This is a genomic window from Cohaesibacter intestini, assembly GCF_003324485.1.
GTDB lineage: Bacteria > Pseudomonadota > Alphaproteobacteria > Rhizobiales > Cohaesibacteraceae > Cohaesibacter > Cohaesibacter intestini.
In genome coordinates, this window is sequence record NZ_QODK01000002.1 from 1,091,922 (window position 1) to 1,104,314 (window position 12,393).

Consider the following 12,393-nt stretch of genomic DNA (forward strand, 5'->3'; position numbering starts at 1 on the left):
TTGTCATTTCTTCAGAATGCGCCCGGCCACAGCGTCCAGCTTGGCCATCAACTTCGGATCACGTTGGTCATAAGCGGTCACCAATGCATATTCAAGCGCCCTGTCCGACCCAATCGGGCACTCGACATGGTCCTTTGGCATGATCTGGGCCAAACGGGCCACCAACCGCTGCGCTTTTTCGGAATTTTCCTGCAGCACGCGAATGATATCCTTGATATCAACACTGCCATGGTCCGGGTGCCAACAATCATAATCGGTCACCATCGCCACCGTCGCATAGCAAATCTCTGCCTCACGGGCCAGCTTGGCTTCTGGCATGTTGGTCATGCCGATCACGTCGCAGCCCCAGCTGCGATAAAGCTGGCTCTCGGCAAGCGAGGAAAATTGCGGCCCCTCCATCGCCAGATAGGTGCCTCCCTTGGCATAGTCGAGCCTCTCTTGCTTGGCGGCATCCTCAACCATATCCATCAGCGCCGGACTGATAGGGTCAGCAAGCGAAACATGGGCCACACAGCCCGAGCCGAAAAAGCTTTTCTCGCGGGCAAAGGTGCGATCGATAAACTGATCCACCAGCACAAAACTGCCCGGTGCATAGGCTTCCTTCAAGGAGCCGCAGGCGGAGACAGACACCAGATCGGTCACCCCGGCCCGTTTCATCACATCGATGTTGGCGCGATAATTGATCTCACTGGGACTATGCACATGACCGCGCCCATGGCGGGGCAGGAAAACAGTTTTGCGGCCATGCAACTCACCAATCCGCACGGCATCCGAAGGCGCGCCCCAGGGACTGTCGATGGTCACCCACTCGCCATTTTCAAATCCGGGCAGATCATAAAGCCCTGATCCTCCGATAATGCCCAACACCGCTTCTGTCATCGTCCCCACTCCATTGTCTGCCTGCATCCAGCCTCTCGCCCATCGCTTCGGGTCGAAACGCCTCGCCGGGCAGTTTGCCAAAGCCTGATGGCAACCGAAAGGAAAAAGCCATTTGCACACAAAAAAAGGGGCTCCGAAAAGCCCCTTTCCAATCTTGTCACCCGGCAGGCCCTAGTGATCGACGTTGGACCACAGCTTGCGCTTGGTGAAGAACAGCAGACCGGCAAAGACGATCAGGAAGATCAGGGCGTTGATACCAACGCGCTTGCGTTCTTCCAGCTTCGGTTCTGCCGTCCACATCAGGAATGCGGTGACGTCCTTGGCATATTGCTCAAGCGTCATCGGCGTACCATCGGTATATTCCACCAGCTCATCAGACAATGGCGGCGCCATGCCGATAGCAACACCATTGGCGAAGAATGGGTTGTAATGCTTGTCACCGACTTTCTCAGCCAGTTCGGCAGGCACTTCATCCTTGTAACCGGTCAGCAGGCTATAGACATAGTCGGCGCCATATTCCTGATAGGTGGTGATCGGATGCCAGATCATGCGCACCAGATCGGTGAGCAACTGATTGTGCAGGTCCGGACCAACATTGGCAGCGCGTGCCTTGGTGATCAGCGACAGATCAGGAGGATAGGCCCCACCGTTGGCAGCCTTGGCTTCCTCCGGATTGGCAAATGGAGACGGGAAGCGATCGAACGGTTTGGCGGGACGGGTGAACATCTCGCCATCGCTGTTCGGGCCATCTTCGACTTCATATTCGGCAGCCAGAGCCTTGATCTGCTCTTCGTTATAGCCAAGCGCACCCTCTTCGCCGAGGTTACGGAAGGCAATATACTCCAACGAGTGACAGCTGGAACAGACTTCCTTGTAGATCTGGAAGCCACGCTGCAATTGTGCCTTGTCAAACTTGCCGAACGGGCCAGAGAAGCTCCAGTCCTGCTTTTCGACATGCACGCCACCACCTGCGGCCAGTGCTGCGGCGGATGACACCGCCATGGCACCAGCTACAACGAGCGCGCGAACCGTGTTTTTGGTCAGCGTAATCATGGTTTTACCCTTTCCTCGCCCGTTATTCTGCAGGTTCTGCAGCAGCAGATCCGCCATGTTTCGCCAAGACCGCTTCACTGATTGAAGCAGGCAGCTCCTTCGGCTTTTCGATAAAGCCGAGCACAGGCAGAACAATGATGAAATATGCGAAATACAGCGCGGTGAAGATCTGCGACGCAATCACATAATTGCCTTCCGCCGGCTTCGCACCCAGATAGCCAAGGGCCAGACAGGTTACAGCGAAGATCCAGAAAGCAATACGACCGATTGGGCGATAGTTCATCGAACGCACCTTGGAAGTATCCAGCCAAGGCAGAACGAACAGAACCGCAATCGCACCAAACATCAGCAACACGCCGCCCAGTTTATCAGGCACAGCACGCAGGATCGCATAGAATGGCAGGAAGTACCATTCCGGCACGATGTGCGGAGGCGTGACAAGCGGATCAGCCGGGATATAGTTATCCGGATGGCCCATGAAGTTCGGCACCATGAACATCATCCACGCAAAGAAGATGAAGAAGACGATGATCGCATACAGGTCTTTCACCGTGTAGTATGGCGTGAATGCGACGGTGTCTTTGCTGTCCTTGACTTCAACGCCGGTCGGGTTGTTGTTGCCCACTTCGTGGAAGGCCCAGATATGCAGGCCGACAACGCCAGCCAGCATGAATGGCAGCAGATAGTGCAGCGAGAAGAAGCGGTTCAGCGTTGCGTTATCAACGGCAAAGCCACCCCACAGCCACTCAACAATCGGACCACCGACAACCGGGAAGGCCGAGAAGAGGTTGGTGATAACGGTCGCACCCCAGAAGGACATCTGACCCCAAGGCAGAACATAGCCCATGAAGCCGGTTGCCATCATCAGAAGGAAGATGACCACACCAAGAATCCAGACAACCTCACGAGGCTCTTTGTAGGAACCATAGTAAAGGCCGCGGAAAATATGGATATAAACGGCGATGAAGAACATCGACGCGCCGTTGGCATGCATGTAACGCATGAACCAGCCCCAGTTCACGTCGCGCATAATATGCTCGACGGAAGAGAAAGCCATCGCGGTATTGGGCGTATAATGCATGACCAGCACAATGCCGGTGATGATCTGGACGACAAGGCACATCGCGAGGATGGCACCAAAGGTCCAGAAGTAATTGAGATTCTTCGGAACAGGGTATGCAACGAAGGAGCCGTGCGCGAAACTGATGATCGGCAGGCGGCGCTCCATCCATTTAACCAACCCGTTCTGCGGCTCGAAAGTCGAATGTCCGCTCATAACTGGTCTCCTTAAGACAAATGCCGTGCGTCAGCCGATCTTGATAACAGTATCGGACAGGAATTCGTAAGGCGGGATTTCCAGGTTCAGCGGAGCTGGCCCCTTACGGATACGCCCTGCGGTGTCATAGTGCGAACCGTGGCATGGGCAGAACCAGCCCTCATAGTCGCCGGACTCACCCAGTGGCACGCAGCCAAGATGCGTACAGATACCGATTTGCACCAGCCATTGTTCTTTTCCTGGCTTGGTACGCTCTACATCGGTCTGTGGATCTCGCAAGCTCGCGACATCAACGGCCTTGGCCGCATCAATCTCTGCCTGTGTACGATACCGGATGAAAATCGGCTTTCCGCGCCATTTGGCGACAATGCCCTGGCCTTCTTCGAGAGAAGAAACATCCACTTCGATCGAAGCAAGTGCCAGTGCGGAAGCATCGGGATTCATCTGGTCAATAAATGGCCAAGCAAGCGCAGCTGCGCCAACGGCCCCAAACGCGCCAGTTGCGATGTAAAGAAAATCGCGGCGGGTATGTTCTGCCTTATCGCTGGTAGCCAAGGCTAGGTCCTCTTCTAACCAGTGTCCAACTCAAGCTCGCCCTCTCCAAACCTTAGTCAGACATCCTTACTGCTGGATGTTTCGGTCCCACGACGTCAGACGAGCCAATTCAATAAAAGACGTCCTAAAGGCGGACATCTGCGGATATCTTTTTGCATTGAAACACCGCCTTGTCCAGAGCGGCAAACCAATCTAGTGCGATTTGTGGCTATATGTGCATCACACATTCGTCTTATGCAGCTCTACGTTGGGACAATATGTCTCAGACCATCCTTTCCGGGTGGAAAAGACACGCAAAAACCCGCCGACCTCCATCAAGGAGCCCGGCGGGCTGCGATTTTGGGGAAGGCTGCACTGATTCTCACCATCACAACCATGCCGCCTGTTTTACACATCAAATGTCGGGGCGACGCCCCGAATCCGACGCCATCAAGCGATGAAACCACCCGATTGCCGTTCCCACAGGCTGGCATAGAGACCACCCTTGGTAAGCAGCTCCTCGTGACTGCCCATCTCGATGATCCGGCCAGCATCCATGACGATCAGCCGGTCCATCGAGGCAATGGTCGACAGCCGGTGCGCGATCGCCAACACCGTTTTGTCTTGCATCAACAGATTGAGGCTGTCCTGAATGGCCGCCTCGACCTCGGAGTCCAGCGCCGAAGTTGCCTCATCCAGCACAAGGATCGGCGCGTTCTTGAGGAGAACCCGTGCGATGGCGATCCGCTGCCGCTGGCCGCCGGACAACTTGACGCCCCGCTCTCCAACCTGCGCATGAAGCCCTTTGCCACCGGAATTGTCCTCAAGCCCATGAATGAAGTCCAAGGCTTGTGCCTTTTCTGCCGCAGCAATGGCTTCAGCTTCAGACGCCCCTTCCCGGCCATAGACGATGTTTTCCAGCACCGTCCGATGCAACAGCGAGGTATCCTGTGTCACCACCCCGATCTGGGCGCGCAAGCTGTCCTGCTGCACTTCGCAGACGCTTTGCCCGTCGATCCGGATCGCTCCGGACTTGAGATCATAGAAGCGCAGCAGCAGATTGATCAGCGTTGACTTGCCCGCTCCGGAGCGGCCAACCAGACCGATCTTTTCGCCCGGTCGAATGACCAGATCGAGTTGATCGATCACCGGATCTTCCTTGCCATAATCGAACGAGACCTTGTCGAACTCGATTTTTCCGTGAGGAACCGCAAGAGGAACAGCGGATGCTTTGTCGAGCACGATCTGGGGTTGGGAAATCGTGCCGATCCCGTCCTGAATCGTCCCGACATTCTCAAACACACCGCCCACTTCCCAAAGGATCCATTCCGACATACCACGCAACCGCAGCACCAGACCCGTTGCAAGTGCCACGTCACCGGGTGTGACCACACCCTGATGCCAGTAATAGATGGCGACCACCACAGTGCCCAGCAACAGCAACTGGTTGATCGTCTTGAGCGCGATCTCGAGCACGGTCACCAGACGCATCTGCCGATAGACTGCATCCATGAAGCCGACCATTGAGCCTTTGGCATAATTGTCTTCCCGCGCCGCATGGGAGAACAGCTTGACGACCGAGATGTTCGAATAGGCATCGACAATCTTGCCGGTCATGTCAGAGCGCGCATCCGCCTGCTTGCGGGAAATCTCCCGCAGGCGCGGCACAAAGATCACCAACACGCCGATATAGCCGACGATCCACATCGCCATCGGCATGGCCATCTGCCATTTCGCCTGAGACAGAAGAAACAGCGCCGACATGAAATAGACCGTGACGAACACGAACACATCGGCCATCCGGGTGATGACCTCACGCACCGCGAGCGCCGTTTGCATCAGCTTTTGGGCGACACGCCCGGCAAACTCGTCCTGATAAAAGGACATCGACTGGCGCAAAAGATAGCGGTGAACCCGCCACCGGATCGACATGGGATAGTTGCCCATGATTGTCTGATGAAACAGGAACTGCCAGACAAACTCGATCACCGGCATGACCAACAGGACCAGAATACCGATCCACAGCAATTCGTCGCCATGATCGTCAAAAAAGGTCTCTGGTGTCGAGGTTGAGAACCAGTTGACCAGATCCCCGACAAAGCCATAGAGCGCCACTTCAATGACCGCGATGGTGGCACTCATCAGCGAAACGAGCAGCAGATAGGGCGCAATCGGCTTGGTATAGTGCCAGCAGAAGCCCCAGAAGGACGTGGGCGGCTGTTCCAATGCATCCAGCTTGAACGGATCAACCAGTTTTTCAAAACGCGAAAACATCGCATGGCTCCAAAAGAACTGCGTGAAAAGGATTGGTTTGGTTGAATGGATGTTCGAACAGGCGACAGACGCGATACCAGCTTGGGGCCCATCCAGCGAAGAGAGCCGGACCCTATCATATCAGGGAAGAAAAGGTGAACAAATCAGCCATTTCCCGCAGTTGCGGCAAATCTGTGACATTATTCCCACGATTTCCCGTCAAACCATCCGGTTTATCCTTGCTGCATCCGACCAGCCAATAGGGCCGCACCGTGGCTCCCTGCGCCCTCGAGCAAAGCAGATGGCAAGCAAAGCGCGGGGAAATCACCGCACCAAGACGCAAAAGTTCGACAAAGACCATTGCCATTGCCGGTCACTTGCGCGAAACCAGATGTATGACTGACTTATCCATTGCCCTTTACCAGCCCGACATCCCGCAAAATACCGGCACCATCTTGCGGATGGCCGCCTGTCTTGACCTGCATGTCCATATCATCGAGCCTTGCGGGTTCGCACTCAGCGATCGCACCTTGAAACGGGCGGGCATGGACTATCTCGAACGCTCTCGATACACCAAGCACCTGTCGTGGGATCACTTTTCGGACTGGGTGCGCGATGAACACAAACGCCTCGTGTTGGCCACCACCAAGGCCAACCAGAGCTTCCTCGACATACCCTATGCCGACGGCGACATTCTGCTCTTTGGTCGCGAATCCGTCGGCGTGCCAGACGATGTGCATGCCAGAGCCGACATCCGCATGACGATTCCGATGAAGCAAGGCGAGCGTTCCCTCAATCTTGCCATTTCCACTGCCATGGTCGCGACCGAAGCCATGCGTCAATTGAAAGCCTTTCCGAGATGACCGAGACCATCAATTCGACCTTGCCGGACGGCCTCCCCCACGACATCGAAGACAAGAAGCAATTGGCCGCCCAATGGTTCGCCGAGCTGCGCGACCAGATCTGCGCAAGCTTTGAGGCCATTGAGGATGACATCAAAGGACCGAATGCGGAGATGAAGCCGGGCCGGTTCGAACGCACCCCATGGGAGCGCACCGACCATACCGGGACCAAGGGCGGCGGCGGCACCATGGCGATCATGAAGGGCCGGGTGTTCGAGAAAGTCGGCGTGCATGTTTCCACCGTTCACGGGGAGTTCGCCCCACAGTTCCGCGACCAGATCCCTGGTGCATCGGACGACCCGCGCTTCTGGGCGGCTGGCATTTCACTAATCGCCCACTTGCACAATCCCAATGTCCCGGCGGTTCACATGAATACCCGGATGATCGTCACCACCAAGCAGTGGTTTGGCGGCGGGGCTGACCTGACCCCGGTATTGGATCGCCGCCGGGTGCAGGACGATCCGGACAGCCAAGATTTCCACGCCGCCATGAAACGTGCCTGTGACGCGCATGCTGTGGCCGACTATGACGCCTATAAAGCCTGGTGTGATCGCTACTTTTATCTGCCCCATCGGGATGAGTCGCGCGGCATTGGCGGCATTTTCTATGATCGCCACAACAAGGGCGACTGGCAGGCGGATTTCGACTTCACCAAGGATGTCGGCCTTGCCTTCCTCGACATCTATCCCAAGCTCGTCCGCCGCAACATGGAAGATCCATGGACGCCGGAAGACCGCGAAGAACAGCTCATCCGGCGCGGCCGCTATGTGGAATTCAACCTGCTTTATGATCGCGGCACGATCTTTGGCCTGAAGACCGGCGGCAATGTCGCCTCGATCCTGTCCTCCATGCCGCCAGAGGTCAAATGGCCCTGAAAGCTGACCAGCCTTTCAGCCCATGAAACAATCAAAGCGACCCTCAGTCCTCTGTGGGTCGCTTTTTCAAATCATTCTGTATGATGGCAATCGGGTCCGGAACGGCTAACACACGACCCAGTCAGCGACGCATACGCTTGCGGGCCAGCAAAGAAGCCTTGCCCATCGCGAAACCGCTTTCCACCCAGAGCGTCTCCAGATCATGCAGCCATTCGCCCATCTTTGGGCCGGGCTTGATGCCAAAGGCAATCAGATCCCGCCCATTGATCGGAAAACGCGGAGCGTCCCAAAGATCAAGATTGCGCATCATCATCGACAGGGAGGTGAGGTCAGGCGCGATTTGATGGTAGACAAGGGCCAGCATGGCCAGATCCTGTGCCACATCCTTGCCATGCCAATAGGCAAGCTGCTGCAATCTTTCCTCAGACATATCATCAATGGGGCCAACCCCATTGACCAACCGGACCATGTGGTCCCGCATACGGTTTGGCAACCGCAGGGTCCGCGCCAGCCGCAAAGCATCTTCCTCGACCTTGACGCACAAAACCGTCAGCAACAAAGGCACGGTCGGTTTCAGATGCATTTCGCGCGACATCGACACCAGACGGTCAAACCGTCCCAAGCGCGGCACGCAGCGCAAGATATCGCCCAGCATACCACCTTCATGCATCACTTGAAGAGCTTCGGACGCATAGGCTCCGCGCAACAGCTTGGTCATTTCCGCCCCCACCCGCTCGGCAGACAGGGAGGACAGATTGCTCTGCGCCTCGATGCAGGCGTGATAGTCCTGGTCGCTGAAATGCTTGCCATAATGGGCATAAAACCGGAAGAAGCGCAGCACCCGGAGATAATCCTCGGCAATCCGCTCTGAAGCATCACCAATGAACCGCACACAGCGAATGCGCGCATCCGCAATGCCCAGCCCGGTCGGATCATAAAGGCGCCCCTCATGGTCCAGATACAGGGCATTCATCGTGAAGTCTCGACGCCGGGCATCCTCCGCCCAGTCGCTGCCAAAAGCCACCTTGGCGTGCCGCCCGTCCGTTTCGACATCTGAACGCAGGGTGGTGACCTCAAAAGGCGTGTCATCGATCAACAATGTCACGGTGCCATGGTCCAGCCCCGTTGGCAGCACCCGAATGTCTTCGGCCCGCGCCCAATCCATCACCAGCGAAGGTGGCGCCGTGGTGGCGCAGTCAATGTCCCCGACAGGTTCCCCGAGCAGAGCGTTCCGGACAGCCCCGCCAACAACCCGAACCTCGTGTCCGTCGCGATTGAGCAAGGTGAAGAGCGCCTGCAAATCCGGCCGATTGAGCCAATCAAAGGCACAATCATCCGTTACGAGAAAAAACCGTTCGTTCGCACTCATTCCGCTCTCTTGAATTCCCCGGGCACAACCACCCCATTGTCAAAATGCGCAGGAACATAGGTCCCACCGGGCGAGTTGTTGTTAATTTGCGACATGATCAGAAAGCCAGCCAGGGTGAAAACCAGCCCGGTGACAATCAACCAATAGCGCGGCGCATCGATCCACGCCTGACGGTTCAGTTTCTGGGTCAGGAACAAATAACCCGCATACAAAAGGAAGGGCAGCAGGAACAGGATGACCTGAGTGATCAAAACGCGGATCATGAAGAATACACCGTCTCATAAAGGTTGCGTAAAATGCCAGCAGTAACACCCCAGATATAGTGTTCTCCATAAGGCATTGCAAAATAATGGCGGGTTTTTCCGCGCCACTCCGCGCTTTTTCTCTGATGGTTGGCTGCATCCATCAAAAAACGCAGCGGCACCTCAAATACATCAGACACTTCCCCCGGATTGGGCACCAGATCAAAGCCCTGCCGAACGGTCGACAAGACTGGAAAAATCCGATAGCCGGTCGAGGAAATATAGGGACGCATCTGACCGAAAATATCGACAAACTCGGCCTTCAGACCGATTTCCTCATCCGCTTCACGCAAGGCGGCCATCTCTGCCGACAGATCCTCCGCATCCACCTTGCCGCCGGGAAAGGCGATTTGCCCCGCATGGGACGCCAGATGGTGGGTACGCTGGGTCAGGATCACCGACGCTTCGTCTCCCCGATCGACGATGGGGATCAGCACCGCCGCATCCTTGAGCTGCAACACTTCGCCTTCATGCCAAGCCAGATCCTTGATCGGCGTGCGGTCTTCTGGCGCCCGTTGTTGTTCTTCGCACTGTTGCAGAATGCCCAGCACACGATCCCGAAATGACGGGGCAGAAAAGTCGCTCATGCATGCACCTCGAAAGCCTCAAGCTCTGCCAACGAGCAAATCGGAAAGAAAGCACCACCGCTGGCGATCCCATACTGATCCGCATGGGGCTCCTTGCCAGCATCGGCCAAAGCGATCAGGTCATACATCAAGGCGCGCGTCAGGCGCGCTTCAAGACGACCGCGAACGCGGATATAGGCCTTCAGGCCGCCTGTCTCTGCCTCGAGCTCGAACCGCATGGGATGATCCTGATCGAGCTGGACGAGATCCCCCAATTGTGTCCGGAACGTCAACCGCCCGCCCGTCTCCGAGTTGCCGTCGCTTGCCATTTCAACAGCCTGAAAATGCGCATCCTCTACTGAGATGCCGATTTTCTCGACCGGTGTCACCAGATAGGTCTTGCCATCGGCATCCTTGCGCAGAACCGACGCAAACAGCTTGACCAACGGCAACCGCCCGATCGGTGTGCCAAGATAGAACCACGTCCCGTCTGCCGCAATCCGCATGTCGAGATCACCGCAAAATTCCGGACTCCATTGATCGACCGGCGGCAGCGGGCGGCCCGCAGGACCATCCGACCGACGGATCAAGGCCGCAAGGCTGGCTGGCATCGACGCCAGAGCAACATCGCCCGCATCCTTACCATCGTCAGCCTGCTTGTCATCATGCATGTATCCGTCAGACATTCCCCAATTTCCTTGCCCCGATTCCTTACTCAGTTCCCTTGCCTCAATGCCCTGACGATCACGCACAAGGACCACCCCACCCGAATGCTCATTTCGGATGCGGCTTCCAGTCCATCGTGAATCGCGCATGACATTAGAATGGGTTCACAACGACCCAAAGACAAGGGTTATTCCAATGGGAACGTGGCAAGTCCTGACTGAATGCAAAGCAAGGCTGGGCATCGCATCCCGCTCAGGGTCAGGAAAGAGCGAGCAAAGGGCCGGCGGAAATCAATTGACGCCAGCCTGCACAACCCCTTCGCAAGCATGCGCTTCGGCCTTGTCAAAAGGCAGCAGAAGCACACGCATCGGATCCACCGGGCCGGGTAAGGCGATTTTGCCAACCGGCACCCGCTGGAACCCGAAGCGGCAATAATAGTCATAGTCACCGACCAGCAGAATGGAACAATAATCAAGCGCCTTGGCTTCCTCGATCGCCTTTTCCATCAACAAGGCGCCTGCACCCTTCTTCTTGAAGTTCGGATGCACCGCCAAAGGTCCCAGCAACAAGGCCCGGCATGTACCAATCGTAATGGGCGACAGACGCACGGATCCGGCCATATGCCCATGACACAGGGCGACATAGCTCAGGGATGGTTCGGGTTCCACCGCCTCGCGCACACGAAAAGCCGTACGGGCAAACCGTCCGGGGCCAAAGGCGTCCCTGTGCAATTGTTCAATCGCATCCACATGGAGCGGCAATTCGCGCTCCAGATTAAAGTCAGACCGGCACATGTCGGAGTTCCATTTCCATTGCCCAGGATGGGCAATCACACACTCTAGTGAAGCTTTGAAGGTGAAACAGCTTTCCTGTTATCCCCCTTGACGAGATCATTCAACACCGCTCATACGGCCTGTGGCCTGCATGAGGAACGGTGCCTTGCATTTGTCATCGTCGTCGCATCATTTCAGTGGTCCAATTCTGTTTGTCTGCCTCCCCTAGCATGGCATCGAAATCCTGTCTACATGATATTTTATGATATAAAGACAAATTTTGCCGCACAATATGCCGAAATTAACAGCAAAACAGCATTTGATCAAACAACTTCAAGCCCGCCGCAGCCACCGGTCATCGACCGGCCCATCTCCGACAATTTCCTTGATGCGCGCGCGTGTTGCGGCCGTGGCCCCGTCTGGCAAGGCTTCAGGCGCGAAAAACGCACCTTCGACAATCTCCCCATCTCCAGACGCGCCATTGGAACTGGCACCGTCCATTGGGATCCACTGCCCATCCCGCACGATAAAACAGCAAATGTGATCAGGCACTGCATAGCCATCATAAAGAAACACCCCGTGCAACTCAGGCATTCCGGTCACCTGAATGCCCGCTTCCTCGGCGACCTCCCTTTTTGCCGCTTCCAGCGCGGTTTCCCCCCGCTCAACACCACCGCCGGGGAGGTACCACCCCTTCATATAACTGTGCCTGACCAAATAGACAGCACCTTCTGCATCCAAAATGACCACCCGCACACCAAGCGAAACCCCTCGAAACCCCGACTGGAAGAGGACAAATAAACTTATCAACCATTTTGGCAAATGGAGAGAAATTTTCGCTTTTGATAACATATTGAGAACGTTCATTTTCCTTAGCCTATTCACGGAATGCAAAGCTGTTATGCACAATTATCGCTACTGAAAGCCGCCTGTTTGAGGCATATC

General features: G+C 56.0%; 13 protein-coding genes. 2 read left to right on the forward strand and 11 right to left on the reverse strand.

Annotation, left to right across the window (positions count from 1 at the left end):
• Nucleotides 1-3: 3 nt before the first annotated feature.
• The 5 genes from DSD30_RS10605 to DSD30_RS10625 all read right to left on the reverse strand — a co-directional run bounded on the left by DSD30_RS10605 (nt 4) and on the right by DSD30_RS10625 (nt 6,016).
• A complete protein-coding gene (locus tag DSD30_RS10605) occupies nt 4-879 on the reverse strand; it encodes an S-methyl-5'-thioadenosine phosphorylase (protein ID WP_114009575.1) in 876 nt (291 codons plus the stop codon).
• Between the two features lie 171 nt (nt 880-1,050).
• The gene (locus DSD30_RS10610) at nt 1,051-1,932 is read right to left on the reverse strand and encodes a cytochrome c1 (RefSeq protein WP_114009721.1); all 882 of its coding nucleotides are present in this window, start codon (nt 1,930-1,932) and stop codon (nt 1,051-1,053) included.
• Nucleotides 1,933-1,954: 22 nt separating this feature from the next.
• The gene (locus tag DSD30_RS10615) at nt 1,955-3,208 is read right to left on the reverse strand and encodes a cytochrome b (RefSeq protein ID WP_114009576.1); all 1,254 of its coding nucleotides are present in this window, start codon (nt 3,206-3,208) and stop codon (nt 1,955-1,957) included.
• 30 nt (nt 3,209-3,238) lie between these two features.
• Entirely contained in the window at nt 3,239-3,763 is a 525-nt protein-coding gene (gene petA, locus DSD30_RS10620; protein WP_114009577.1) for a ubiquinol-cytochrome c reductase iron-sulfur subunit, read from the reverse strand.
• A gap of 429 nt (nt 3,764-4,192) precedes the next feature.
• Nucleotides 4,193-6,016, reverse strand: a complete 1,824-nt coding sequence (locus tag DSD30_RS10625) for an ABC transporter ATP-binding protein (RefSeq protein ID WP_114009578.1) — start codon at nt 6,014-6,016, stop codon at nt 4,193-4,195.
• Between the two features lie 374 nt (nt 6,017-6,390).
• On the opposite strand from DSD30_RS10625, the gene DSD30_RS10635 reads away from it, so the two are divergent.
• Complete coding sequence (locus tag DSD30_RS10635; protein WP_114009580.1) at nt 6,391-6,858, forward strand: tRNA (cytidine(34)-2'-O)-methyltransferase; 468 nt, start codon at nt 6,391-6,393, stop codon at nt 6,856-6,858.
• On the forward strand, nt 6,855-7,772 hold the full coding sequence (hemF, locus tag DSD30_RS10640; protein WP_114009581.1) for an oxygen-dependent coproporphyrinogen oxidase: 918 nt from the start codon (nt 6,855-6,857) through the stop codon (nt 7,770-7,772). Before DSD30_RS10635 ends, hemF begins: the two co-directional genes overlap by 4 nt.
• A gap of 121 nt (nt 7,773-7,893) precedes the next feature.
• On the opposite strand, the gene DSD30_RS10645 is transcribed toward hemF, so the two are convergent.
• The 6 genes from DSD30_RS10645 to DSD30_RS10670 all read right to left on the reverse strand — a co-directional run bounded on the left by DSD30_RS10645 (nt 7,894) and on the right by DSD30_RS10670 (nt 12,147).
• Nucleotides 7,894-9,141 carry a CCA tRNA nucleotidyltransferase gene (locus DSD30_RS10645; protein ID WP_114009582.1) on the reverse strand — a complete coding sequence of 416 codons (1,248 nt, stop codon included), beginning with the start codon at nt 9,139-9,141 and terminating at the stop codon, nt 7,894-7,896.
• Nucleotides 9,138-9,404 (reverse strand): DUF6111 family protein, encoded by a 267-nt coding sequence (locus tag DSD30_RS10650; RefSeq protein ID WP_114009583.1) that lies wholly within the window; start codon nt 9,402-9,404, stop codon nt 9,138-9,140. The genes DSD30_RS10645 and DSD30_RS10650 overlap by 4 nt, the downstream gene beginning before the upstream one ends.
• Nucleotides 9,401-10,030: a CoA pyrophosphatase gene (locus DSD30_RS10655; RefSeq protein WP_114009584.1), complete on the reverse strand. Its 630-nt coding sequence runs from the start codon at nt 10,028-10,030 to the stop codon at nt 9,401-9,403. The genes DSD30_RS10650 and DSD30_RS10655 overlap by 4 nt, the downstream gene beginning before the upstream one ends.
• Nucleotides 10,027-10,695 carry a DUF1285 domain-containing protein gene (locus DSD30_RS10660; protein WP_198662894.1) on the reverse strand — a complete coding sequence of 223 codons (669 nt, stop codon included), beginning with the start codon at nt 10,693-10,695 and terminating at the stop codon, nt 10,027-10,029. Before DSD30_RS10660 ends, DSD30_RS10655 begins: the two co-directional genes overlap by 4 nt.
• A 270-nt stretch (nt 10,696-10,965) precedes the next feature.
• The gene (locus DSD30_RS10665; protein ID WP_114009585.1) at nt 10,966-11,469 is read right to left on the reverse strand and encodes a GNAT family N-acetyltransferase; all 504 of its coding nucleotides are present in this window, start codon (nt 11,467-11,469) and stop codon (nt 10,966-10,968) included.
• Between the two features lie 312 nt (nt 11,470-11,781).
• Complete coding sequence (locus DSD30_RS10670) at nt 11,782-12,147, reverse strand: NUDIX domain-containing protein (RefSeq protein WP_245418425.1); 366 nt, start codon at nt 12,145-12,147, stop codon at nt 11,782-11,784.
• Between the last annotated feature and the right edge of the window lie 246 nt (nt 12,148-12,393).